19 protein-coding genes are annotated in these 25,128 nt (G+C 71.2%); 15 read left to right on the forward strand and 4 right to left on the reverse strand.

Annotated features, from left to right (window positions below; all coding sequences use genetic code 11):
• Window positions 1-7: 7 nt before the first annotated feature.
• Both AC0ZLC_RS29275 and AC0ZLC_RS29280 read right to left on the reverse strand, forming a co-directional pair.
• Window positions 8-3,103, reverse strand: a complete 3,096-nt coding sequence (locus AC0ZLC_RS29275; RefSeq protein WP_476754950.1) for a tetratricopeptide repeat protein — start codon at window positions 3,101-3,103, stop codon at window positions 8-10.
• A complete protein-coding gene (locus tag AC0ZLC_RS29280) occupies window positions 3,100-4,944 on the reverse strand; it encodes an HSP90 family protein (protein ID WP_476754951.1) in 1,845 nt (614 codons plus the stop codon). Before AC0ZLC_RS29280 ends, AC0ZLC_RS29275 begins: the two co-directional genes overlap by 4 nt.
• A gap of 161 nt (window positions 4,945-5,105) precedes the next feature.
• On the opposite strand from AC0ZLC_RS29280, the gene recG reads away from it, so the two are divergent.
• The 8 genes from recG to mutM all read left to right on the forward strand — a co-directional run bounded on the left by recG (window position 5,106) and on the right by mutM (window position 12,545).
• A complete protein-coding gene (gene recG / locus AC0ZLC_RS29285) occupies window positions 5,106-7,307 on the forward strand; it encodes an ATP-dependent DNA helicase RecG (RefSeq protein WP_476754952.1) in 2,202 nt (733 codons plus the stop codon).
• A 108-nt stretch (window positions 7,308-7,415) separates the two neighbouring features.
• On the forward strand, window positions 7,416-8,003 hold the full coding sequence (rsmD, locus tag AC0ZLC_RS29290; RefSeq protein WP_476754953.1) for a 16S rRNA (guanine(966)-N(2))-methyltransferase RsmD: 588 nt from the start codon (window positions 7,416-7,418) through the stop codon (window positions 8,001-8,003).
• 26 nt (window positions 8,004-8,029) lie between these two features.
• Window positions 8,030-8,509, forward strand: a complete 480-nt coding sequence (gene coaD, locus AC0ZLC_RS29295) for a pantetheine-phosphate adenylyltransferase (RefSeq protein ID WP_476754997.1) — start codon at window positions 8,030-8,032, stop codon at window positions 8,507-8,509.
• Window positions 8,510-8,619: 110 nt separating this feature from the next.
• Window positions 8,620-9,756 (forward strand): ATP synthase F0 subunit B, encoded by a 1,137-nt coding sequence (locus tag AC0ZLC_RS29300; RefSeq protein WP_476754954.1) that lies wholly within the window; start codon window positions 8,620-8,622, stop codon window positions 9,754-9,756.
• 135 nt (window positions 9,757-9,891) lie between these two features.
• Window positions 9,892-10,536, forward strand: coding sequence for a YceD family protein (locus AC0ZLC_RS29305; RefSeq protein WP_476754955.1), 645 nt, complete (start codon window positions 9,892-9,894; stop codon window positions 10,534-10,536).
• A 2-nt stretch (window positions 10,537-10,538) separates the two neighbouring features.
• Window positions 10,539-10,712 carry a 50S ribosomal protein L32 gene (rpmF, locus tag AC0ZLC_RS29310; RefSeq protein WP_028802425.1) on the forward strand — a complete coding sequence of 58 codons (174 nt, stop codon included), beginning with the start codon at window positions 10,539-10,541 and terminating at the stop codon, window positions 10,710-10,712.
• Window positions 10,713-10,731: 19 nt separating this feature from the next.
• Window positions 10,732-11,622, forward strand: a complete 891-nt coding sequence (gene rnc, locus AC0ZLC_RS29315; protein ID WP_476754956.1) for a ribonuclease III — start codon at window positions 10,732-10,734, stop codon at window positions 11,620-11,622.
• Between the two features lie 62 nt (window positions 11,623-11,684).
• The gene (mutM, locus tag AC0ZLC_RS29320) at window positions 11,685-12,545 is read left to right on the forward strand and encodes a bifunctional DNA-formamidopyrimidine glycosylase/DNA-(apurinic or apyrimidinic site) lyase (protein WP_476754957.1); all 861 of its coding nucleotides are present in this window, start codon (window positions 11,685-11,687) and stop codon (window positions 12,543-12,545) included.
• 99 nt (window positions 12,546-12,644) lie between these two features.
• On the opposite strand, the gene AC0ZLC_RS29325 is transcribed toward mutM, so the two are convergent.
• Window positions 12,645-13,070, reverse strand: coding sequence for a winged helix-turn-helix transcriptional regulator (locus AC0ZLC_RS29325; RefSeq protein ID WP_476754958.1), 426 nt, complete (start codon window positions 13,068-13,070; stop codon window positions 12,645-12,647).
• 148 nt (window positions 13,071-13,218) lie between these two features.
• Here AC0ZLC_RS29325 and AC0ZLC_RS29330 point away from each other — a divergent pair, with 148 nt between their 5' ends.
• From AC0ZLC_RS29330 to AC0ZLC_RS29340, 3 genes are all read left to right on the forward strand, one after another.
• The gene (locus AC0ZLC_RS29330) at window positions 13,219-13,803 is read left to right on the forward strand and encodes a flavodoxin family protein (protein WP_476754959.1); all 585 of its coding nucleotides are present in this window, start codon (window positions 13,219-13,221) and stop codon (window positions 13,801-13,803) included.
• 257 nt (window positions 13,804-14,060) lie between these two features.
• Window positions 14,061-14,471 (forward strand): hypothetical protein, encoded by a 411-nt coding sequence (locus tag AC0ZLC_RS29335; protein WP_476754960.1) that lies wholly within the window; start codon window positions 14,061-14,063, stop codon window positions 14,469-14,471.
• A gap of 1,919 nt (window positions 14,472-16,390) precedes the next feature.
• Window positions 16,391-17,326, forward strand: coding sequence for a tyrosine-type recombinase/integrase (locus AC0ZLC_RS29340; RefSeq protein WP_476754961.1), 936 nt, complete (start codon window positions 16,391-16,393; stop codon window positions 17,324-17,326).
• Here the strand turns inward: AC0ZLC_RS29340 and AC0ZLC_RS29345 are convergent.
• The gene (locus AC0ZLC_RS29345) at window positions 17,320-18,279 is read right to left on the reverse strand and encodes a CAP domain-containing protein (protein WP_476754962.1); all 960 of its coding nucleotides are present in this window, start codon (window positions 18,277-18,279) and stop codon (window positions 17,320-17,322) included. The genes AC0ZLC_RS29340 and AC0ZLC_RS29345 overlap by 7 nt on opposite strands.
• Before the next feature lie 142 nt (window positions 18,280-18,421).
• Between AC0ZLC_RS29345 and AC0ZLC_RS29350 the strand changes: the two genes are divergently transcribed.
• From AC0ZLC_RS29350 to AC0ZLC_RS29365, 4 genes are all read left to right on the forward strand, one after another.
• On the forward strand, window positions 18,422-18,703 hold the full coding sequence (locus AC0ZLC_RS29350; RefSeq protein ID WP_476754963.1) for an acylphosphatase: 282 nt from the start codon (window positions 18,422-18,424) through the stop codon (window positions 18,701-18,703).
• Between the two features lie 377 nt (window positions 18,704-19,080).
• Window positions 19,081-19,281 (forward strand): hypothetical protein, encoded by a 201-nt coding sequence (locus AC0ZLC_RS29355; protein WP_358854882.1) that lies wholly within the window; start codon window positions 19,081-19,083, stop codon window positions 19,279-19,281.
• 210 nt (window positions 19,282-19,491) lie between these two features.
• Window positions 19,492-23,340, forward strand: coding sequence for an AAA family ATPase (locus AC0ZLC_RS29360; RefSeq protein WP_476754964.1), 3,849 nt, complete (start codon window positions 19,492-19,494; stop codon window positions 23,338-23,340).
• A gap of 366 nt (window positions 23,341-23,706) precedes the next feature.
• Window positions 23,707-25,119: a sugar porter family MFS transporter gene (locus tag AC0ZLC_RS29365; RefSeq protein ID WP_476754965.1), complete on the forward strand. Its 1,413-nt coding sequence runs from the start codon at window positions 23,707-23,709 to the stop codon at window positions 25,117-25,119.
• Window positions 25,120-25,128 lie beyond the last annotated feature (9 nt).

Raw genomic sequence — 25,128 nt, forward strand, 5'->3', positions numbered from 1 at the left:
GGCCTCCTCATCCGGACGTCCGCGTCAGGTCCAGCAGCTGCTCCGCCTCCGCCCGCCGGGCCCGCGGCACCTCGCCGTCGAGCCCCTCGTACGCGGACAGCACCGCACGCGCGCGTGCCGACGCCGCGGCGGGCCGCCCCAGATCGGCCTCCAGCCACCCGGCGGACAGCTCGGCCCCCGTCCGGGCATCGAGTCCGCCGCCGCCGAGGGAGGCGAACACCGCTGCCGCCCGCGTGACCTGGCCCAGCGCCTCCTTTGACGCGGCCCGCGCGGATGCCGCCCCGGCGTCGTCCGGGACGGACCGGGCGACCAGGTCGGCGAACTGCCGGTGGGTGTTCCCGAGTTCGAGGAGCAGGCTCCGACGCGCCTCCTCGTCGGTCGCGGGGCCGGACGGGCCGGATCCTGTGACCCCGGAGCCGGCGGATCCTGTGACCCCGGAGCCGGCGGCGGGGCCGGGGGAGCCCGCCGCCTGGTGCGTGGGGCCGGGGGAGCCGGCCGGGCCGGGGACGGACGCGGCGGTCACGTCCTGGAGTGCCCGCTCGCACTCCCGCACCGCCTCCGACATCAGCGCCCGTGCCGCGTCGAGCCCCGCGTCACCGCGCGCGGCGATCCAGGAGCGGGCGCGCAGGGAGCGGACCAGACCGTGGACGTTGCCCAGGGACCGCCAGAGGTCACCGGCGCGCGTGTACGCCCGGTCCGCCTCGGCGGGCAGCCCCGCGTGCCCGAGATCCTCGGCGGCCAGGTGGGCGAGCATCGCGTGGTCGCGCTGCTCGGGCCAGTGCCGGGCGAGGTCGGCGGCCCGCAGCCGGCGTTCGGCCGCCTCCCGGTGCTCGCCCAGCTCGCCGAGGCAGTCGCCGAGCCACCACAGGGTCTGCACGACCGCGCCGTCCCCGTGCGTCTCCGCCGTCAGATCGGGCAGCGCCGACTCCAGCACCTCCGCTGCCTCCGCCCAGCGCGCCTGGCGGAGCAGGAAACCGCCGAGCTGATGCCGCGCCCAGGCGCCGAGCGCCGGTCCTTCGCCCCCTTCGTCGGCCCAGTGCGCCGCCTCCAGGGCGTGCTCCGCGGCAGGCCCGAACCGCCCGTCGGCGGCGAGGATCTCAGCCAGCTCCAGGTGCAGCCGGGCGTGCCCGGCCGCCTCCAGGTAGGGGCCGCCGTCCGCCAGGGCGGCGCGTACCGCCCGTTCGGCCGCGTCAGTGTCCCCGAGGTGCCGGGCGATCCCGGCCAGCCGGGCCCGGTACTCCACCGCGAACCACGGCAGCCCGGCCGCCGTGAACTCCTCCGAGGCGCGCGCGTACTGCCCGGCCGCGGCCTCGGCGTCCCCGCCGTGCGCGGCCAGTTCCGCGAGCATGGCCCGCGCCTCCGCGGCCCGCGCGGCGAGCCGGAGCTCCCCGGTGTGCGGCCCGACGAGCGCCAGCAGCTCCCGTACGGCCGCCTCGGCGTCGTCGGCGGCGGTGCCCGCGTTCGCGTCGGGCGGCTCCTCGCCGGAGCCGGTCCGGGGCCCGGCCTCGCTCTCGTGCACCCGCTGCATCAGGATCCGGGCGCGTGCCACCAGCACGGACGCCGTCTGCCGTACTCCGGTCCCGTCCGCCGCGAAGAGGGCGAGCACCTCCTCGTACGGGCCCCGGACGGCGGCCAGTGCCTCCTCGGTGCGGCCCGTCCCGGCGTGCGCGTACGCCCCACGCGCGCGTGCCGCCAGTGCCTCACCCGGGTCACCCGCCTCCGCGTACCACTCGGCCGCCCGCTCGAAGAGGGCGGCGCCCTCCGGGCCGCGGCCCATCGCCTCGTGGTGGGCGATCTCCGCACGGTCGCGGGGATCCAGCTCCCGGTCCCCGGCCGCGCGTCCCACCGCGGCCCACGCCTCGACCGCCCCGGGAGCCATCGCCGCGGACAGCCGCCGCGCCTGGTCGAGCAGCGCCGGCAGATCGGGCACGGCGGACGGCTCCGCGGACGCCGCGACGGCGGGCGCCGGTCGCGGCGCCGGGGCGGTGCGGACACTGCGCACGCCCAGGGGCAGCCGGTCCACCAGGGGACGCCGGGCCATGCGCGCAAGGATCAGGTCGCCGACGTACGAGGTGCCGTTGCGCTCGTCGAAGCGCGCGGCCAGCGACCGGGCCTCCTCGCGCGCGTGGACGGCGAGTCCGGCCGCGGTCCAGGCATGTCCGGCCGGCCCCGGGACCGGCTGCCCGCCGAGCCCCAGCTCGGTCAGCCGGTCCATCAGCAGGGCCACCACGGCCATGAAGTCCAGCCTGCTGCGCGGCTCCCCGGAGTCCGTGAAGTACGCGGGCCGCTCCGCCAGCAGCTCCAGGGCGCGCGCCTCGTTGCCGCTCAGCGCGCAGAACTCGACGTGGTCCGCGTAGGCGCCGCGCATGCTCTCCATCGCGCGCACCAGCCGCAGCCCGCGCAGATGGTGGGCGCGTGCCTCGTCCAGGCGGCCCAGCCGCAGCAGCGGCAGCAGCGAGGACGCCAGCACGGCGTGCGGCTCGTGGGCGCAGGTGAACTCGCCCTCCAGCACGGGCCGCCAGACCTCCAGCGCCTCCGCGTCCCCGCCCTGCCTGACCTGCCACCACCCCTGGTCGTGCAGCTCGCAGGCGTGACAGTCGGCCATGCTGTCCCGGTCGGCGGCCAGCCACGCGGTGTACGCGCGCTCGGCCCGCGCCAGGTCGCCGACGTGGTGCGCCACGCTGAACTCGGCGCTGCGCACGGCCCGTTCGGAGTGCCCGGCCAGACGGTAGCGGTGCTCCATCTCGCCCAGCCACTTCTCGATGGCGGTGAGCGGGATGTGCGGCTGGCCGAGCATGCCGGCGGACATCCACTTGAAGACCCAGTGCAGGGAGTGGACCTCGTACTCGTCGAAGTCCTCCGGGTGTTCGTCCCACATGCGCAGCAGGCGCGCGAAGGGGACGAACATCTTGTCCTTCTCGGAGCTGTAGTTGTAGACCTTCAGCTGGTGCCCGAGCGCCTCGATCACCGCGAGCGGGATGTTCAGCTTCTCGGCCTCGGCGAGCAGTTGCTCGGCGCGCGCGTTGCGCGCGGGGCCCTCGGGCTGCGCGTGGTTCTCCGCCATCGCGTGGCGGAGCGTGTCGAAGTCCGTGATCTGGCTCATCGGTGGCCGTCCTCCCCGGACTCGGCGTGCGTGGCCCATTCGAGGAGGCCGAGGAACGCGCGGTTGAGCAGCGCGGAGTCCGCCGGCCGCAGCGGGCGCTGCGCCATCAGCAGGGCCTGTCCGTAGAGGGACTCGGTGGCGGTGCCGATCAGTTCGGGGTCGTGCAGCGAACTGATCCTGCGGATCAACGGGTTGAGGTGGTTGAGGACCAGCCGGGCGCGCGGGGCGCTGCCGCGGAGCGAGCCGAGGATGCCCGCCCAGAGGTCGTCGGCCTGCTCCTCGGCGTCCGCGCGGGCCTGCTCGTGACGGGCCGCCCGGTCGTCCAGGTGCAGCGCGGGCACCGAGAGGGGGTGGAAGGACCGCAGCGTGACGTCGCAGCCCAGCGGGTCGAGCTTCGCCCGGGCCGCGGCCAGGAAACCCGCGAGGGCCAGCTCCTCGGTCGGGTCGACGGTGTCCAGGTGCGCCGTCACGGTGTCCGCGTCCAGCTCGGAGACGACCGTCCCCGGACGCACCGACGGGAGGGCGGCGACGAGCTCGCTGTCGTACGTGTAGCCGCCGTTGACGACGCCCACGCCCTGCGCGGACGCGATGGGCGCGACCTGCCGGTACTCCTCCACCGTCCGCGTGAAGTGCACCACCGGGTGCCGCTGCGCGAACTCCTCCAGGGACAGCCGTCCGTCGGTCGTCTCGAAGGGCAGCCACGGCAGCATCGTGCGCAGCATCTCGCTGTCGTGCCTGGCCAGGGACTTCACGCCCAGGTGGTGCACCGACAGGAAGGCCGCGAGCCGCTCGGGGTCGCCCGCGGCGAGCCCGGTCAGCCAGGAGCGGATCCGCTCGCCCAGCGCGTCCCGCACGCCCGCCAGGGTCTCGTCCTCGTACAGCGACTCCCGCGACGCGGTGGGCCGCAGGCTGTCGGTGTCCAGGACGCAGCGCACGAAGAACGCCCAGTCCGGCAGCAGCTGTTCGGCACGCTCGGTGAGCAGCATGCCCTTGAGGTGGACGCGGTGGCCCGCGCGCTGGGCGGGACTGACCGCGGCCGGCAGCACGTACGCCACCCCGCGGACCCCGGCGAGCGGCACGTCCAGGTCGATCGAGTCGAGCGGCGTGAACCCGAACAGGTCGTGGCAGTGCCGCGCCAGGGCCACCCGCCGGGCGGCGGGACCCGGATACGCGCGGTCCCAGGGCGCCGGGAGGTCCGTGACCGCCTCGTCGCCCACCCGGACGTCGTAGGGCAGCAGCGACCCGAAGTCCCTGGCCAGCGACCGCACCCGCTCCTCGGTCAGCCACTCGCCCGCGCCGGCGCGCGCCACCAGGTGCACGGTCGTGCCCGGTTCCGGGCGGGCCGCGTCGGGCAGCGTCCTGACGGTGTACGAACCGTCGTCCGTCGCCGTCCACTCCACGGGCGGCGCCTCGGGCGTGCGCGCGCTGCGGCTGACGACGCGGATGCGCTCGGCGACGACGAAGCAGGCCAGCAGGCCGATGCCGAACTGCCCCAGGAAGTCGGAGCGCGCCGACTCCAGGCCCTCGCCGCGCTTGGAGCTGCGGCCGATGGTCGCCAGGAGGCTGTGCACGTCGGACTCGGTGAGCCCCACGCCGGAGTCCTCCACACGCAGGGCGCCCCCGTCGCCCTCGACGAACAGCCGGACCGTGGCCGGCGCGTCCGGCTGCTCCGCCCGCCGCGCGGTGACGGCGTCCACGGCGTTCTGCAGCAGCTCGCGCAGGTAGACCCTGGGGCTGGAGTAGAGGTGGTGCGAGAGCAGGTCCACGAGGCCGCGCAGGTCCACCTGGAACGTGTGCGGTGACCGGGGTGCCTTGGATGACTGAGAAGTCTGTGAGTCCATCGTCGCAGCGCCGGTGGGGGGACGGGCGACGGCGCGGGGTCGGGCGGTCCCGGGGCACGGTGACCGCGAACGAAACGGGCGCGTCATCCTAGGCCCCGAACGACCCGCCTGACCAGCGGATTTCTCGGACGTATACGGCATTGTCAGTGTCGTGGTGTGCAATGGATCTCGTGCCCGCGCTCGAAGAACCACTGAAGAAGGTGCTCGGTCCCGCCACCGCGAAGGTGATGGCCGAGCATCTCGGCCTGCACACCGTCGGGGACCTGCTCCACCACTATCCCCGCAGGTACGAGGAGCGCGGGCAGCTCACCCACCTCGCCGACCTGCCCCTGGACGAGCACGCGACGGTGGTCGCCCAGGTCGCCGACGCCCGGCTGCTCACCTTCTCCTCGCCCAAGGCCCCGCGGGGCAAGGGCCAGCGCCTGGAAGTGACCATCACGGACGGCAGCGGCCGCCTCCAGCTCGTCTTCTTCGGCAACGGCGTGCACAAGCCCCACAAGGACCTCCTGCCCGGCACGCGCGCGATGTTCTCGGGCAAGGTCTCCGTCTTCAACCGCCGCCTCCAGCTCGCCCACCCGGCGTACGAGCTGCTGCGCGGCGACGGCGACGAGGCGGTCGACACCTGGGCCGGATCCCTCATCCCCCTCTATCCGGCGACCGCGAAGCTGGAGTCCTGGAAGATCGCCAAGGCGGTGCAGACGGTCCTGCCGAGCGCCCAGGAGGCCGTCGACCCGCTGCCGGAATCCCTCCGCGAGGGCCGCGGCCTGGTACCCCTCCCCGAGGCACTCCTGAAGATCCACCGCCCGCACACCAAGGCGGACGTCGAGGACGCCCGCTCCCGCCTCAAGTGGGACGAGGCCTTCGTCCTCCAGGTCGCCCTGGCCCGCCGGCGGTACGCGGACGCCCAGCTCCCCGCCGTGGCCCGCAGGCCGAGCCCCGACGGTCTTCTCACCGCGTTCGACGCCAAGCTGCCCTTCACCCTCACCGAAGGCCAGCAGAAGGTCTCCGCGGAGATCTTCGACGACCTGGCGACCGAGCACCCCATGCACCGGCTCCTCCAGGGAGAGGTCGGCTCGGGAAAGACGATGGTCGCCCTCCGCGCGATGCTCGCCGTCGTCGACGCGGGCGGCCAGGCGGCCATGCTCGCGCCCACCGAAGTGCTCGCCCAGCAGCACCACCGGTCGGTCACGGAGATGATGGGCGAGCTCGCCGAGGGCGGGATGCTCGGCGGCGCCGAGAACTCCACCAAGGTCGTGCTGCTCACCGGCTCCATGGGCACGGCGGCCCGGCGGCAGGCCCTGCTGGACCTGGTCACCGGCGAGGCCGGGATCGTGATCGGCACGCACGCCCTGATCGAGGACAAGGTGCAGTTCCACGACCTGGGCCTGGTCGTGGTGGACGAGCAGCACCGCTTCGGTGTCGAGCAGCGCGACGCCCTGCGCGGCAAGGGCAAGCAGCCCCCGCACCTGCTGGTCATGACCGCCACGCCCATTCCCCGCACCGTCGCGATGACCGTCTTCGGCGACCTGGAGACCTCGGTCCTCGACCAGCTCCCCGCCGGGCGCTCGCCCATCGCCAGCCATGTCGTCCCGGCCGCCGACAAACCGCACTTCCTGGCCCGCGCCTGGGAGCGGGTGCGCGAGGAGGTCTCGGGCGGCCACCAGGCATACGTCGTCTGTCCCCGCATCGGCGACGAGGAGGAGGGCGCCAAGGCGAAGAAGAAGACCCCGCAGGACGACGCCGAGAAGCGCCCGCCGCTCGCCGTCCTCGACATCGCCGACCAGCTCGCCAAGGGGCCCCTCCAAGGACTGAGGGTCGAAGTCCTGCACGGCAGGATGCCCCCCGACGACAAGGACGCCGTGATGCGGCGCTTCGCCGCCGGCGAGACGGACGTACTGGTCGCGACGACGGTCATCGAAGTCGGGGTGAACGTGCCGAACGCCACCGCGATGGTGATCATGGACGCCGACCGCTTCGGCGTCTCGCAGCTGCACCAGCTGCGCGGCCGCGTCGGCCGTGGCTCCGCCCCCGGCCTGTGCCTGCTGGTCAGCGAGATGCCGGAGGCCAGCCCCGCCCGCCAGCGGCTCACCGCGGTGGCGTCCACGCTCGACGGCTTCGAGCTCTCCCGCATCGACCTGGAGCAGCGCCGCGAGGGCGACGTCCTCGGCCAGGCCCAGTCGGGCGTCCGCTCCTCGCTGCGCATGCTCACGGTCATCGACGACGAGGAGATCATCGCCGAGGCCCGCGAGGAGGCGGCCGCGGTCGTCGCCGCCGACCCGGAGCTGGAGCGCCTTGTGGGCCTGCGCACCGCCCTGGACGCCCTGCTGGACGAGGAGCGCGAGCAGTACCTCGACAAGGGGTGACAAGGGGGACAGGAGTGAGCGGGGTGAGAGGGCGCCGCCCCGGCCGGGGCTGACAGACTGGAGAGGTCACCCGCCCGCACGGGCCCCCACGCACGAAGGACAGAAGAGATGACCCGCGTGATCGCCGGCCGGGCCGGCGGACGCCGTCTGGCCGTCCCGCCGGGCACCGGCACCCGCCCCACCTCCGACCGGGCGCGTGAGGGCCTCTTCTCCACCTGGCAGTCCCTGCTGGGCGGCCCCCTGGACGGCGAGCGCGTCCTCGACCTGTACGCCGGGTCGGGCGCCGTGGGTCTCGAGGCGCTCAGCCGCGGCGCCGGACACGCCCTCCTCGTCGAAACCGACGCCCGCGCGGCCCGCGTGATCCGGGAGAACGTCGCGTCGCTGGCCCTGCCCGGCGCCGAGGTGAGACCGGGCAAAGCGGAGCAGATCATTCGGGCCGGGACCCCCACCGACCCGTACGACCTGGTCTTTCTCGATCCGCCCTACGTGGTGTCCGACGACGATCTTCGCGAGATCCTGCTCACACTCCGCTCGGAGGGCTGGCTAGCGGACGATGCGCTCGTCACCGTGGAGCGCAGCACCAGAGGCGGCGAATTCGCGTGGCCGGACGGCTTTGCAGCGCTCCGGGCCCGTCGCTACGGCGAGGGAACGTTTTGGTACGGTCGCGCCGCCTCTACGTGCGAAGACGCACGATGACCGGACCGGAGAGCGAGGGACCTCAGTTGCGCCGCGCCGTCTGTCCCGGGTCGTTCGACCCGATCACCAACGGACACCTCGACATCATCGCCCGCGCCTCCAAGCTGTACGACGTGGTGCACGTCGCGGTGATGATCAATCAGTCCAAGAAGGGCCTGTTCGAGATCGAGGAGCGGATCGACCTGATCCGCCAGGTCACCGCCGAATTCGGGAACGTGGAGGTCGAGTCCTTCCACGGCCTCCTCGTCGACTTCTGCAAGCAGCGCGACATCCCGGCCATCGTCAAGGGCCTGCGCGCCGTCAGCGACTTCGACTACGAACTCCAGATGGCCCAGATGAACAACGGCCTGTCGGGTGTCGAGACCCTGTTCGTCCCCACGAACCCCACCTACAGCTTCCTGTCCTCCTCCCTGGTCAAGGAAGTGGCGGCCTGGGGCGGCGACGTCTCGCACCTGGTGCCGCCGCTGGTCCTTCAAGCCCTCACCGAGCGCCTCGCGCAGGGCTGAGACACCCCCGGTGAACTGACGGCCCGTCACCCGGTGTCGGAGGTGGCGGGAGTGGTCGTACAGTCGACCCGTCCGTCTCCATCACAGCTGTAGAGAGTGGCGAGCACACGGTGGACGTGCAGAAGAAGCTCGATGAGATCGTCGCGTCGGTCTCCGGCGCCCGTTCCATGCCCATGTCGGCCTCGTGCGTGGTCAACCGCGCCGAGCTGCTCTCGATGCTCGAAGAGGTGCGCCAGGCGCTGCCCGGCTCCCTGGCCCAGGCCCAGGAGCTGATCGGCGGCCGCGAGCAGCTGGTCGAGCAGGCCCGCCAGGAGGCCGAGCGGATCATCGAGAACGCGCACGCCGAGCGCGGTTCCCTGGTCTCCGGCACCGAGGTCGCCCGCCGCTCGCAGAACGAGGCCGACCGGATCCTGGCCGAGGCCCGCCGGGAGGCCGAGGAGATCCGCGCAGAGGCCGACGACTACGTCGACTCCAAGCTCGCCAACTTCGAGGTCGTCCTCACCAAGACCCTCGGTTCCGTCGGACGCGGCAAGGAGAAGCTGCTCGGCACCGGACCCGGCGTCGACGAGCAGGGGTACGAGGACGAGGACGCCCCCGAGCGCAGCCAGGACCCGGAGACGCTGCGCCGCAACGCGGACGACTACGTCGGCGTGAAGCTCGGTGCCTTCGAGGCCGTCCTCGCCAAGACCCTGGAGGCCGTCGGCCGCGGCCGGCAGAAGCTGCACGGCCGGATCGCCAGCGACGACCTCGGGTCCCTCGCGGACGACGGGACGACCGTCCAGCACACCAGCGACGCGGACTACCTCGCGGGGCTCGCGGACCTCTCGGCGGCCCCCGGGCAGCCGCAGCCCCAGCGGGATCGCGAGGTGCCGGCCCAGCCGTCCTACCAGGAGCAGCAGGAGGCCTACGCCTACCAGCAGCAGCAGGCGGATCCCTACGGCCACCCGCAGCAGTACCAGCAGCAGGACGCGTACGGCTACCAGCAGGCCGACCCCTACCCCTACCAGCAGCAGGGCTACGACCAGCAGCCCGCCTACGGCCAGGACCAGCAGCCCGGATACGACCGGGACCAGGAGCCCTCGTACGACCGGGACCAGCAGCCCGGGTACGGCCAGGACCAGGACCGGCAGCAGGGCTACCAGGAGCAGCCCCGGGGCGAGGCTCTCGACGAGACCAGCCTCTTCGACACCGGCATGATCAGCGCGGAGCAGCTGCGGGCCTACGAGCAGGGCCGCGGCGGTCACTGACGGCCGCCGTCGCACCGGATTGGGCCGAGAGCGAATGGTCCAGTATCCTGGCTCTTCGGTCGCGTGTACGTCCGCGATCACCGCTGCCCGGAAGGTCAGGGCGGCGCTCCCCCACATCGAAGATCGAAAGCAGGAATGGCTCTGAACGCCCGCCTCGACCACCGCAACCCTCTCGTGTTCGACACACACGAGCTGGGGCGGCGTCCTGGCGCGCTGCAGCGCCTGACCCGTTCGATCGACGCTCCTGCGGATCTGGGGATCCAGGGAGTCATCGGAGTGCCGGAAGGCGCCCCGTTGGAGCTCGACCTCCGTCTGGAGTCGGTCATGGAAGGGGTGCTTGTCACAGGCACCGCCCGTGCATCGGCCAAGGGGGAGTGCGTAAGGTGTCTGGAGCCGCTCGAGCTGGAGCTCGAAGCGGATTTCCAGGAGATGTTCTCGTACCCTGACGCCGATGACCGGGGCCGTGTCAAAGCGGAGCCGGTCGACGACGCCGAGGAAGACGAGGACACTCTCTTCATCGAGGACGGCCTGTTCGACCTCGAGCCCGTGCTGCGTGATGCGGTGGTGCTCGCACTGCCGATGCAGCCGGTGTGCCAGGACGACTGCCCCGGCCTGTGTTCCGAATGCGGAGCACGGCTGGCGGACGACCCCGGCCACCACCATGACGCCGTCGACATCCGTTGGGCGGCACTGCAGGGACTCGCCGGTTCACTCGAAGATGGCGAGAAGGACGAGATGAGCGGCGCCGAAGCGGGCGTCGACGAGAAGCAGGAGAAGTAGCCGTGGCTGTTCCGAAGCGGAAGATGTCGCGCAGCAACACGCGCCACCGCCGGTCGCAGTGGAAGGCTGCGGTCCCCACCCTGGTTGCGTGCGAGCGCTGCCACGAGCCCAAGCAGCAGCACATCGCGTGCCCGGCTTGCGGCACCTACAACAAGCGCCAGGTCCTCGAGGTCTGAGCGGCTGGTGAGAGGTCTGATGTCTGACGCCAAGGCGGATCCAACCGCCAAGAAAAAGGCGGACAACACAGCCTCGTCCCACACGCTTCTGGAAGGGCGGCTCGGCTACCAGCTGGAGTCCGCCCTTCTGGTGCGTGCACTGACGCACCGTTCCTACGCGTACGAGAACGGCGGCCTGCCGACCAACGAGCGCCTGGAGTTCCTCGGGGACTCCGTACTCGGCCTCGTGGTCACGGACACGCTGTACCGCACCCACCCCGACCTGCCCGAAGGCCAGCTGGCCAAGTTGCGGGCCGCGGTGGTCAACTCGCGTGCGCTGGCGGAGGTGGGCCGTGGGCTCGACCTCGGCTCCTTCATCCGGCTCGGCCGGGGCGAGGAAGGCACGGGCGGCCGGGACAAGGCATCCATCCTCGCCGACACCCTCGAAGCGGTGATCGGCGCGGTCTATCTGGACCAGGGTCTCGAGGCGGCGGGCGAACTCGTCCACCGGCTCTTCGATCCCCTGATCGAGAAGTCGTCGAATCTGGGTGCCGGCCTGGACTGGAAGACCAGTCTCCAGGAACTCACCGCGACCGAGGGCCTCGGTGTTCCCGAGTACCTGGTCTCGGAGACGGGCCCGGACCACGAGAAGACCTTTACTGCTGCCGCCCGCGTCGGAGGCGTCTCGTACGGCACCGGCACCGGCCGCAGCAAGAAGGAGGCGGAGCAGCAGGCCGCGGAGTCCGCGTGGCGCTCGATCCGCTCCGCCTCGGACGAACGCGCCAAGGCGGCGGCCGAGGCTCAGGCCCAGGTCGCGCAGGCCGAGGCCGAAGCACAGGCCAAGGCCGCCCGGGCCGAGGCCGAAGCACAGGTGGCAAAAGCCGCCGAACGTGCCGAGGGGAACGCCGACGCCTCCTCGGCGTCCGCCTGACAAGACAGCCGAGCGCCCGCCCCTGACAAGGGGGCGGGCGCTGTGGTGTACGGGGAGCCGACATGCCCGAATTGCCCGAGGTCGAGGTCGTACGGCGAGGTCTGGAGCGCTGGGTCGCCCACCGGACGGTCGCCGAGACCCAGGTGCTGCACCCGCGCGCCGTGCGGCGCCACACCGCGGGCGGCGAGGACTTCGCGCACCGGCTCAAGGGGCAGCGGATCGGCGTCCCCAGCCGTCGCGGCAAGTACCTCTGGCTGCCGCTGGAGACGACGGGCACCGCGATCCTCGCGCACCTCGGCATGAGCGGACAGCTGCTCGTGCAGCCGCACGCGGCCCCCGACGAGAAGCACCTGCGCATCCGGGTCCGCTTCGCCGACGACCTCGCCACCGAGCTGCGCTTCGTCGATCAGCGCACCTTCGGCGGGCTCTCGTTGCACGGGACCTCCCCCGACGGGCTGCCCGACGTCATCGCCCACATCGCGCGCGATCCCCTCGACCCGCTCTTCGACGACGCGGCCTTCCACGAGGCGCTGCGCCGACGCCGTACGACCGTCAAACGGGCCCTGCTCGACCAGGCGCTGATCAGCGGGGTCGGCAACATCTACGCGGACGAGGCCCTCTGGCGCGCCCGCATCCACTACGAGCGTCCGACGGCCGGCTTCACCCGCCCGCGCACCGCCGAACTCCTCGGCCACGTACGGGATGTGATGACCGCGGCCCTGTCCGTCGGAGGCACCAGCTTCGACAGCCTGTACGTCAACGTCAACGGGGAGTCGGGATACTTCGACCGCTCGCTCGACGCGTACGGGCGCGAGGGTCTGCCCTGCCGGCGCTGTGCCACGCCGATGCGGCGACGCGCCTGGATGAACCGGTCCAGCTACTTCTGCCCCAAGTGCCAGCGGGCACCGCGCGTCACGTCCTGAACGCCGGGCGTCGTGGGGACCGCCCCGGGCGCCGGCACGGCGGCACGGCGGCACGGCGGCACGGCGGTGGAGACTTCCGAACGCCGGCGCGGTGAGACTTCAGACCGCCGCGGCGTCCCGGGTCTCGTCGTAGCGCCCGCGTGCCTCCAGTACGTCGTCCATCCGCCCCTCGACGAAGCGGATGAGAGTCAGCAGGCGCCCGGCGACCTCGCGGCCCAGCGGCGTCAGTTCGTAGTCCACGCGCGGCGGGTTCGTCGGCTGTGCCTCGCGGTGCACCAGGCCGTCGCGCTCCAGGGCGTGCAGCGTCTGGGACAGCATCTTCTCGCTCACACCGTCCACGCGACGGCGCAGCTCGTTGAAGCGGAACGAGCCCTCGTGCAGCGCCCCGAGCGTCAGCGCGCCCCAGCGGCCGGTGACGTGCTCCAGCGTGCCGCGGGACGGGCAGTTGCGGGCGAACACGTCGTACGCGAGGCCCGACAGGTCGTCGCTCCCCGCGCCCGGGACGGACCGCGCTGTGGATTCCATGCCATCAGCATACTGCTCCGCAGCGCTAACCAGAGGGTTGCACTAACCAGAAGTTAGTGCTTTCCTTTCGTCAGTACCAGCGGGGCGGCGCGGACGCATGCCGGCTGTTCCCGCCCCTTCCCGTCCCTTCTCCTCAGGAGTACCTACCGTGACGACCCCCGTTGTCTCCATCGCCTACCACTCCGGTTACGGCCACACCGCCGTCCTCGCCGAAGCCGTCCGTGCCGGTGCCGCCGACGCCGGGGCGGCTGTCCACCTGATCAAGGTCGACGAGATCACCGAGGAGCAGTGGGCGCTGCTCGACGCCTCGGACGCGATCGTCTTCGGGTCGCCCACCTACATGGGCACCGCGTCCGGCGCCTTCCACGCCTTCGCCGAGGAGTCCTCGAAGCGCTGGTTCGGGCAGGACTGGAAGGACAAGCTGGCGGCCGGCTTCACCAACTCCGCGTCCAAGAGCGGCGACAAGCTGCACACGCTGCAGTTCTTCCAGACGCTCGCCGCGCAGCACGGCATGAACTGGGTGAGCCTCGGTCTGCTGCCGGGCTGGAACAGCACCACGGGCTCCGAGAACGACCTCAACCGCCTCGGCTTCTTCGCCGGCGCCGCCGCCCAGTCCAACAAGGACCAGGGCCCGGAGGGCGTCCACAAGGCGGACGTGGCGACGGCCGAACACCTCGGGCGCCGGGTCGCGCAGACAGCGCGCATCTTCGCCCTGGGACGCGCGGCCGCGTAACACCTGCCAACGAGCGGTACGGGAGCCGCTCGGGGGTGGCCGTACCGGCGGTGCGCGGCGCGGGTTGGTTGTTGCGCGCCCCCGTACGGCCCAGAGGCGGCCCGAGCGCGCGCCACAACCGGCCCGCATCCGCGGCCGCCGCCTCCATCCCGGTGCCTACCGCTGCCCGCCGAAGGTATCGGCGTGTCTGGTGGCACGGTCGACCGACATAGAACGCCGCGGTTGCAATCAAGGTGTCCCAAGATGACCACGACCTCATGGCGACAACTCGTGATGACGATAGAGCTGAGCCGCCGAATGAGCCGGTAGACCTGGACTACGCCACAGTCAAGATGGTCTGGGAGCAGCTGCGTACTGAGCGCACTAATCAGTACTCCCGCAACGCCTCGATCAGCATCGTGACCACCTCGCTACTGGGTTTCGAAGGAGTCCTGGTATTCCGTATTGGCGAGCTCAACGTTCAAGCGGGATGCAAGGGACTCTCTATCGCTGCCATGGCAGTCAGCATCGTTCTGCTGCTCTTGTGCCTGCTGGACATGCCCTTCTCAAGGTACGGATGGCCTGCTGTGCAGAAGTGGGCCCGCGACACCGAGCGGGCAATGACGGCCTGGAAACCTTCGGCGTTGAGGGAGGAGGTAGAACCGCTCGGACGGGAGCAGGCAGTTTAGCGACTGCTTCTAGAAGAGGTGGAAATGTTTGCTTTCAACGATATATTCATGTTGAAGCGTCGACGATTTAGACTTCATCTTGCGGTCTTCTTCTTCTTTCTGTCCTTCCTCATCCTGTCGGTCTCTGTGTTCCTGTAGGAGATGGTCGCCGTGCACATGATTGCGCAGCTCAAGGTTCTGATTGCTGCCCGTAGGTCCCCGAAGTACGGTATGGCACCCGTGGGGCCAGCGGCGCCGGGTACCCGAGTGAGGATGAGGATGTCTGACAACGCCATCCGGCTCACGCAGGTCCCGCCGGACATCCCGGATGCGATCATGGGGATCGACTCCGGCGAGAGTGAGACCTTGAAGAGCGCCGACTAGGGGAACGGCCGGAGCGCTATTGTCGCGCGGCTGGCATCGATGCAAGGGCGGCGGAGTCTTAATGGGCGAGTCAGCACTTTAGCGATTTCGAAAACCGTCGTGGCAGCGATGTCACCGTGGGTTCAATTTCACACCCACCGCAGGTGAACGGCCCCTGACCAGGAACATCGCTCGGGGGCCTTCGCCATGCGCGGTACCTGCTGGTGACCGTGGTTCCCCGTGAGTTCCCGGTCTATCGGGCACGGATGGGGCACGGGGCTTCAGTCGCCCTGGAACCACAGATAGCTGCATGGAGTGCCGGCGCACTGCTCCAACAACCTTGCAAGCTCGTCCAAGGCAGCTAGCTGACGCTCATCGGTGCACCGTTGCCGTAGATCGGGGATCTCGCCGAGAGCAAGGACAGCCTCCTGCTCGTTCATCAGAGCATCCCCGTACGGATCCACAGCGGTCAGCCGCCCTGGCACTCCTAGCAGCCGGAGCGAGCCGATCGCATCGGCCAACGCGTCCCCGTGCCCGTACGAACTCTGCAGCAGCGTCGCTCGGGACTTGCGCCAGTTACGCGTTGGCTGTGCTGAGTGCAGCTCCACGTCTATCCCCACGGGTTCATGATGCTGCTACAGAGGCTCAGCATCTGATCCGTAGCTCTATGTGGATCGCTCGCGCACGGTCATACCGGCCTCGCCACGACCGCGGAAGAACGCTACCGGACGGGGGCGGTTGCTGTGGTTGCTGTACTTCGCTGCTGTACAGCAACGGATCAGAGCTCCAGGGTGGCCAGGTCTTGCCTGAGGACCGTACGTGCCGCCCGGGTCGCGTCTCCGTGAGCCTGTCTGGCGGCATGGTACTCATCTGACGTCACCGTGCATCCGGACGCGAGTGTTTCTCGAACCTCACGCAAGGAGTGGTACGAAGCGTCTATGGCTGCCGATACGTCGGTGGCTGCCGTCAGAACGAGCCGTTCTCGGGCCTCATCGCATCCGGATGCCTGAAAGGCCTGCCGGATCTTGGCTGCCCTCGTCTGCGGGTCCGAGTAGTCCTCGTCGGCGGCCAACCGCATAGCCTCGTGCGCACGACGAAGGGCCACCAAACAGTCCGCGTACATGGTTCGGCGGTCTTGCAATCTTTCGTTTCTGACAGTCCGCCGCCAACGCAAGTGCTCGCCGGCCAGCGTCGCCCCAATGCCAAGCACCGCTCCGAGTGCTGTCCCGATAAGCGTCCCCCACTCCACGTGGAAGATCGTGTCACACAACTCCCTTGACGTCCCGTCCCCAGCGCTCTCGCTGCTGGCGTCATGCGCGCCTTGGTCGGGAGCTGCACCCTTGCCAACCTCAGCTTCAGCCCTGGGAGTTGGGCCGGTTCGACGTTCTACGTGAAACCAACGACCTGGACGCCATGGGCCGCGTCTGCTCGGCTCTGCCTGGGTCGATGGTGGTCGGGATGGGAGCTCCCCCGCGCACGCCACTACGGGCCCGCAGTCGGGAACGGCGCCCCCTCCATCCCGGTGTCGGCCGATCCCCCGCCGGAGGCATCGTCTTGACCGCTGGCCGCGTAACGCGGTGATCGACTCGCACCTGGGCACGCGCCCGATGGCGTCGTTCACCCCGTCGCACCTGAGGGTCTGGCTGCGGGCGCTGGAAGACCGGGGGCTCTCGACCGGCTACCGCCGGGGCATCTTTGCTCACGTCTCCACGGTGTTCACCGCTGCCGTTGAGGACCGGGTGATCAGGGAAAACCCGTGCCGTGCCAGGTCTGTCAAGGCGCCTCGCCTGGAGCCGCGCAAAGTGAGGCCGTGGACGGCCGAGCGCCTGCTGGCGGTCCGCTCGCAGCTCCCCGACCGTTACGCGGCCCTCGTCAACCTCGCCGCTGGCTGCGGGCTGAGGCAAGGGGAGACCTTCGGCCTGGCCGTTGAGGACGTGGACTTCGCCGGCGGGATGCTGCACGTGGTGCGGCAAGTCAAGCTCTTGCGCCTGCACAGGCCGGTCTTCGCCCCGCCCAAGGGTGGCAAGGAGCGGGACGTGCCGCTCCCCGCCTCGGTGGCTCGCGCGCTGACCGAGCACCTGAAGCAGTGCCCGGCGGTGCGGGTCACCCTGCCGTGGAAGACCCTCGACGGCCCACCCGTGACGGCTTCGCTGTTCTTCACGGGCTCCGCGGGGCTGCCCCTCGACCGGAACCGCTTCAACGATCGAGTCTGGCGGCCGGCGCTTCGGGCTGCTGGGGTCGAGACAGGGCGGGACAACGGGATGCACGCGCTGAGGCACTTCTACGCCTCGGTGCTCCTGGACGCGGGAGAGAGCATCAAAGCGCTCAGCGAGTACCTCGGCCACCACGACCCCGGGTTCACGCTGCGGACGTACACGCACCTGATGCCGTCGAGCGGGACTCGGACCCGGGCCGCCGTGGATCGCGTCTCCTCTGGCGAAGAGGCTGCCGCTGACGGCCCGGACACGGCCCACGAGGGTGTTCAGCCCTCTGACCTGCGGTTATCTCAGTAGCCGAAGTCCTGCGTCCACCACGGGCCGCCGGAACCGAAGTGCGCGCCGACGCCGAGCGTCTTGAAGTCGCAGTTCAGTATGTTGGCGCGGTGGCCGGGGCTGTTCATCCAGGCCTCCATGACCGCCTCGGCGGTGGCCTGGCCCCGGGCTATGTTCTCGCCGCCCAGGTCGGTTATGCCTGCCTTCGCCGCCCGGTCCCAGGGCGAGGCGCCGCTCGGATCGGTGTGGTCGAAGAACCCGCGGGCGGCCATGTCCTCGCTGAACGCCGCCGCCAGGTCCGACAGCGCGCTGTTCGCCGCCACCGGACTGCAGCCGACCTTGGCCCGCTCCTCGTTGACGAGCTTCAGCACCGCGGCCTCGGCGGCGGTCTCGCCGGACACCGTCGCCGGCGCGGGCTTCTGCGGAGCCTTCGTGGCCGGCGGACGGCTGGGCTTCTTGGTCGCCTGCGACTTTCCGGGCTTCTCGGAAGGCTTCTTCGACGGCGTGGCCGACGGCTTCTCGGACGTCCTGGACGTCTTGGACGGTGCCGCGGAGGGCGAGGCCGAGCGTTCGGCGTCGCGGCTCGTGCCGCTGTCGCCGCGGTCCTCCGCGGCGGCCGTCGAACCGCCCTGCTCGGTCTCCAGGCCGGACGGGGAACCGGCGGCCTGGACCTTGTCCGAGGCGTTGCCGCCGCCGACCGAGTAGTTGTCACTGCCCGGCAGCACGCCGGCAGCCACCGCGACGGTGCCCAGGGCGACGGCCGCGGAGACACCGAGCAGGCCGGTGCGCACGGGCGCGCCCTTCTTCTTGCGGTGCGAGCGGGCGGCGGCGTTCTGCGGGAGGTCGGCCACTGCGGCGTAGCCGTACAGGTTCTCCGGGCCGTAGCTCTCCGTGTGTACCCGGTGTGCTTCCGTGACACCGGTGGCGCGGCCTGTGGCGGCGCGGCCGGCGGCGGAGCGTCGGTGGCGTCCCATCTCCTGGCCTTCCTCATCCTTGCGGTCAGCAACACTCACTCGAACGAGTGAGTTTCACATGAGACTCATTGGGTCGGGACGGTACCCCATGGCGCAAGGGGAGGAAGTGCTGCGAGGGACATTGTCCGGTTAGCGTGCACCCATGAACGAGGAAGTACGGCTCGTCGCGTGGGTCCGCGGCAGGGTCCAGGGTGTGGGTTTCCGCTGGTTCACCCGGTCCAGGGCGCTGGAGATCGGCGGACTGAGTGGTTTTGCTCTCAATCTGGAGGACGGACGGGTCCAGGTGGTCGCCGAGGGCCCCCGCGAGGGCTGCGAGGGTCTCCTCGACTGGCTCCGGGGGGACGACACACCCGGGCGCGTGGACGGAGTCACTGAGATGTGGGACACGCCGCGCGGCATCTACGACGGGTTCGCCATCCGCTGACGGCGACGGCCGCGACCTCCGTCCCGAGGGGGCGCGCGAGGAGTGGTGCCGGCCCCGGGAAGCGGAAAGTGCCTGGTGGTTGCCAAGAACGCGCTTGTCGTGGCAGGCTCCGAGATGGACGATGATCTCCACGCCCCGAGGGCCCCGCAGGAGTCGCAGTGCCGCCCGGACCGGGCCGCGCGCCCGGGTTGCCCCCAATGCGGGGCGTGATCGTGTTGACCGTCAAACTTTTTGGTGAGACTCTGAAAGCCCCGCGCACCTTAGCTGTTTGGCATGTAGGAACGGCAGCAAAAACTGAAGAGTGTCAAGCATCGCGGGTGCGATTCCCTCACGACCCACACCGCTTCGGTGTCACTCAGTGTGGAGGACCATCCATCATGGCAAAGGCGCTTCTCGGTTACGTCGGCGGCTCCGACCCGCGACTCATCGCCGAGATGCGACGGCTCCAGCAGCGCGTCCAGGACCTCGAATCCGAGCTCGTACGGATCCAGGCCGAGAACGACGCGCTCGCGGCTGCCGCTTCTCACGATTCCTTTGAGCACCTCGACGTACCCCAGGCGGAGCCTGCGCTCACCTGATCGCTGGGCCGCGCGACGACACGAGTGGTCGATTCGAGCGACTCGGCCAACGCATGCCGTCAGAACTGCAAGGGACGCCTCCCCGGCGTCCCTTCGTCTTGCCCCCCGTGCCTGTCTCCCACTCATTAACCGACGGTCTGCCCTGCGCGTTCACGGGCGAAACCGCGCGTTCATGGAGTGAGACAGGCACGAAAGGTAGAGTCCGGCGGCGTGCACCTCAAGGCCCTGACCCTCCGCGGGTTCAAATCGTTCGCCTCGGCGACCACGCTGCGGTTCGAACCGGGCATCACCTGCGTCGTGGGCCCGAACGGCTCGGGCAAGTCCAACGTCGTGGACGCGCTGAGCTGGGTCATGGGCGAGCAGGGCGCGAAGTCGCTGCGTGGCGGCAAGATGGAGGACGTCATCTTCGCCGGCACCACCGGGCGGCCACCCCTCGGCCGCGCCGAGGTGTCCCTCACCATCGACAACTCCGACGGTGCGCTGCCCATCGAGTACGCCGAGGTCACCATCACGCGGATCATGTTCCGCAACGGCGGCAGCGAGTACCAGATCAACGGCGACACCTGCCGGCTCCTCGACATCCAGGAACTGCTCTCCGACTCCGGCATCGGCCGCGAGATGCACGTGATCGTCGGCCAGGGCCAGCTGGACTCCGTCCTGCACGCCGACCCCATGGGCCGCCGCGCCTTCATCGAGGAGGCCGCGGGCGTCCTCAAGCACCGCAAGCGCAAGGAGAAGGCGCTGCGGAAGCTGGACGCGATGAAGGCCAACCTCGCGCGGGTGCAGGACCTCACCGACGAACTGCGCCGCCAGCTCAAACCGCTGGGCCGGCAGGCCGCCGTCGCCCGCCGGGCCGCCGTCATCCAGGCCGACCTGCGCGACGCGCGCCTGCGCCTGCTCGCCGACGATCTCGTACGGCTGCGCCAGGCGCTCCGGGCCGAGATCGCCGACGAGGCCGCCCTCAAGGAACGCAAGGACGCCGCCGAGGCCGAGCTGAGGAAGGCCCTGCGGCGCGAGGCCGCACTCGAGGACGAGGTCCGGCGGCTCACCCCGCGCCTCCAGCGAGCCCAGCAGACCTGGTACGACCTCTCGCAGCTCGCCGAGCGGGTGCGGGGCACGATCTCGCTGGCCGACGCGCGCGTGAAGAGCGCCACCTCCGCGCCCGTCGAGGAGCGGCGCGGACGCGACCCCGAGGACCTGGAACGCGAGGCCGCCCGGATCCGTGAGCAGGAGGCCGAGCTCGAAGCGGCCCTGGAGGCGGCCCGGCACGCCCTCGAGGACACCGTCGCGCACCGGGCCGAGCTGGAGCGCGAGCTGGCCGTCGAGGAACGCCGCCTCCGGGACGTCGCCCGCGCCATCGCGGACCGCCGCGAGGGGCTCGCCCGCCTCAACGGCCAGGTCAACGCCGCCCGTTCCCGGGCCGCCTCCGCCCAGGCCGAGATCGACCGGCTGGCCGCCGGCCGCGACGAGGCGCGGGAACGGGCCGTCACGGCCCAGCAGGAGTACGAGCAGCTCAAGGCCGAGGTCGACGGCCTCGACGCGGGCGACGTCGAGCTTGCGGAGCGGCACGAGGCGGCGAAGGCCGCGCTCGGCCAGGCGGAGGCCGGCCTGACGGCCGCCCGCGAGGCGCTCACGACCGCGGAACGCAGGCGCGCCGCCACCCAGGCCCGCCGTGAGGCTCTTGCCCCCGGGCTGCGCCGCAAGGACGGCACGGGTGCGCTGCTCGGCGCGAAGGACCGGCTGGGCGGGGTGCTCGGCCCGGCCGCCGAACTGCTCTCGGTGACCCCCGGCTTCGAGATCGCCCTCGCCGCCGCGTTCGGCGCGGCGGCCGACGCGATCGCGGTGACGACGCCCGCCTCGGCGGCCGAGGCCATCCGCCTGCTCCGCAAACAGGACGCGGGCCGTGCGGCCCTGCTGCTGGCCGGCGCTCCCGGCGAGGACCCGTCCACCGGCGGCGCGGCCCACCCCTCCACGGGGCGCACGTCCGGAGCGGGGCGCGCGCTCGACCCGGGAGATGCCGTACGCGCGCACGACCTGCCGGGGGGCGCGGGTGCCGGTGCCGGAGCGGGGCTTGCGGCGGAGTGCGTCGCGGATCCCGGGCCCGGTGGTGCGGGCGGGGCCGATGCGTCCGGGGACGCCGTACGTGGGGACCTCGCGCCGGGAGGCCCGCACCACTCGCCCGGTCCTGACGGGGACCGCGCGTCCGGCGTCCCGGGGGACGCCGGACGCGCCGACGCCCGGCAGGAGGAGCGCGGCGGACCGCCGTACGCCGCCGATCTCGTCCGCGGGCCGGACGAGCTGATGCCCGCCGTACGGCGGCTGCTGCGCGGGATCGTCGTGGTCGGCACGCTGGAGGACGCCGAGGACCTGGTGTACGCGCGGCCCGAGCTGACGGCGGTGACCGCCGAAGGAGACCTGCTGGGCGCGCACTTCGCGCACGGCGGGTCCGCGGGGGCGCCGAGTCTGCTCGAGGTGCAGGCAGCCGTCGACGAGGCCGCGGCGGAGCTGGAGGAGCTCGCGGTGCGGTGCGAGGAGCTCGCGGCGGCGCAGCGGCACGCCACCGCACTGCGTGGGGAACGGGCGGCGCTCGTCGAGGAGCTGGGGGAGCGGCGGCGGGCCGCCGAGCGGGAGAAGTCGTCCGTCGCGCAGCAGCTCGGCCGGCTGGCGGGGCAGGCGCGCGGGGCCGCGGGGGAGGCGGAGCGCGGCACCGCCGCGACCGCACGGGCGCAGGAGGCGCTGGACCGGGCCGTCGAGGAGGCGGAGGAGCTGGCCGAACGGCTCGCCGTCGCCGAGGAGATGCCGGTGGAGGAGGAGCCGGACACCTCCGTACGCGACCGGCTCGCGGCCGACGGCGCCAACGCGCGGCAGACCGAGATGGAGGCCCGGCTCCAGGTGCGTACGCACGAGGAGCGGGTCAAGGGGCTCGCCGGGCGGGCCGAAGGACTTGACCGGGCCGCCCGCGCCGAGCGCGAGGCACGCGCGCGTGCCGAGCAGCGGCGGGCCCGGCTGCGGCACGAAGCGGCGGTCGCCGAGGCCGTCGCCTCCGGAGCACGGCAGCTCCTGGCGCACGTCGAGGTCTCCCTCGCCCGCGCCGAGGCGGAACGGACCGCCGCCGACGCCGCCAAGGCCCGGCGCGAACGGGAGCTGGCGGAGGCCCGCAACGCGGGCCGCGACCTCAAGGCCGAGCTCGACAAGCTGACGGACTCGGTGCACCGCGGCGAGGTGCTCGGCGCGGAGAAGCGGCTGCGGATCGAGCAGCTGGAGTCGAAGGCGCTGGAGGAACTCGGCGTAGAACCGGAGGGACTGGTCGCGGAGTACGGTCCGCAGCAGCCGGTGCCCCCGTCCCTGCCCGCCGAGGGCGAGGAACTCCCCGAGGACCCCGATCACCCGCGCAACCGGCCCCGGCCGTTCCACCGGGCCGAGCAGGAGAAGCGGCTCAAGTCCGCCGAGCGTGCGTACCAGCAGCTCGGCAAGGTCAACCCGCTCGCCCTGGAGGAGTTCGCCGCGCTGGAGGAGCGCCACCAGTTCCTCAGCGAGCAGCTGGAGGACCTGAAGAAGACGCGCGCCGATCTCTTCCAGGTGGTGAAGGAGGTCGACGAGCGCGTCGAGCAGGTCTTCACCGAGGCCTACCGGGACACGGCCCGCGAGTTCGAGGGCGTCTTCAGCCGGCTCTTCCCCGGGGGCGACGGGCGGCTGATCCTGACCGACCCCTCCAACATGCTCACCACCGGTGTGGACGTCGAGGCCCGGCCCCCGGGCAAGAAGGTCAAGCGGCTCAGCCTGCTCTCGGGCGGCGAGCGGTCGCTGACCGCCGTGGCGCTGCTGGTGTCGATCTTCAAGGCGCGGCCCAGTCCGTTCTACGTGATGGACGAGGTCGAGGCGGCGCTCGACGACACCAACCTGCAGCGGCTGATCCGCCTCATGCAGGAGCTGCAGGAGGCGTCGCAGCTGATCGTGATCACGCACCAGAAGCGCACGATGGAGGTCGCCGACGCGCTGTACGGCGTCTCCATGCAGGGCGACGGTGTGTCGAAGGTCATCAGCCAGCGGCTGCGCTGACGGGTCGCGGGCGGCGTGGCACCGCCGGACTTTCCTGGGCCCGCCCCGGGGGCCGACCGCTGCTCCGCCGCTCCCGGCCGGCGCACGTACGGTTGCCCCGGGCTCCCGTCCGGGCTTGCCCTCGACTCCTCGGGGTAGACGAACCATGTCGTGAAATTGAGTTCAACTCTTGAATGCAAGTGCGACACCATGCAGGGTGCAAACTCACATCGAACGACTATTGACTTCGAAACTTGAAGGCATAGTCTCTGCAACGTTGCCTTTACCTTCAGGTGGTGGGCGGTGCGAAGGTATGCGCCACTGGTAGGACCCCTGAAGGGCTCGCCCCCACCCCCGGCAGTGAGGCCGGTGGCCCGAGGAGTTCACGTGACCAGCACAGCGCAGTCGTCAGGAGCCAGGACGGCTCACCCCGATCATCTCGGGCACGTCATCTTCATCGCCGCGGCGGCCGCGATGGGCGGCTTCCTCTTCGGCTACGACAGTGCTGTCATCAACGGCGCCGTCGAGGCCATCCGCAGCCGGTACGACGTCGGCTCCGCGGCCCTCGCCCAGGTCATCGCCATCGCGCTGATCGGCTGCGCCATCGGCGCCGCGACCGCGGGCCGCATCGCGGACCGCATCGGCCGCATCCGCTGCATGCAGATCTCGGCCGTCCTCTTCACCGTCAGCGCCGTCGGGTCCGCGCTGCCCTTCGCCCTGTACGACCTGGCCTTCTGGCGCGTCGTCGGCGGTTTCGCCATCGGCATGGCCTCCGTGATCGGCCCGGCCTACATCGCCGAGGTCGCGCCCGCCGCCTACCGCGGCCGGCTCGGTTCCTTCCAGCAGGCCGCGATCGTCGTCGGCATCGCGATCTCCCAGCTGGTCAACTGGGGCATCCTGAACGCCGCGGGCGGCGACCAGCGCGGCAAGCTGCTCGGCCTCGAGGCCTGGCAGGTCATGCTCGGCGTGATGGTCGTCCCCGCCGTCCTCTACGGCCTGCTCTCCTTCGCGATCCCCGAGTCGCCGCGCTACCTGATCTCCGCCGGCAAGGACGCCCGCGCCCGTGAGGTGCTCGCCGAGGTCGAGGGCAAGGACGTCGACCTGGACGCCCGGGTCGCCGAGATCGAGCTCGCCATGAAGCGCGAGCACAAGTCGGCCTTCAAGGACCTGCTCGGCGGCCGGTTCTTCTTCCTGCCGATCGTCTGGATCGGCATCGGCCTCTCGGTCTTCCAGCAGTTCGTCGGCATCAACGTCGCCTTCTACTACTCCTCGACGCTGTGGCAGTCCGTCGGTGTCGACCCGTCGCAGTCGTTCTTCTACTCGTTCACGACGTCGATCATCAACATCATCGGCACCGTGATCGCCATGATCTTCGTCGACCGGGTCGGCCGCAGGCCGCTCGCGCTCATCGGCTCCGTGGGCATGGTCGTCGGTCTCGCCCTGGAGGCCTGGGCCTTCTCGTTCGACCTCGTCGACGGCAAGCTGCCGGCCACCCAGGGCTGGGTCGCGCTGATCGCCGCCCACGTCTTCGTCCTCTTCTTCGCCCTCTCGTGGGGTGTGGTCGTCTGGGTCTTCCTCGGCGAGATGTTCCCCAACCGGATCCGCGCCGCCGCGCTCGGCGTCGCCGCCTCCGCGCAGTGGATCGCCAACTGGGCCATCACCGCGAGCTTCCCCTCGCTGGCCGACTGGAACCTGTCCGCGACCTACGTGATCTACACGATCTTCGCCGCGCTCTCCATCCCCTTCGTGCTCAAGTTCGTGAAGGAGACCAAGGGCAAGGCCCTGGAGGAGATGGGCTAGGCCTCACCG

Source organism: Streptomyces sp. GLSS-08, assembly GCF_056387915.1.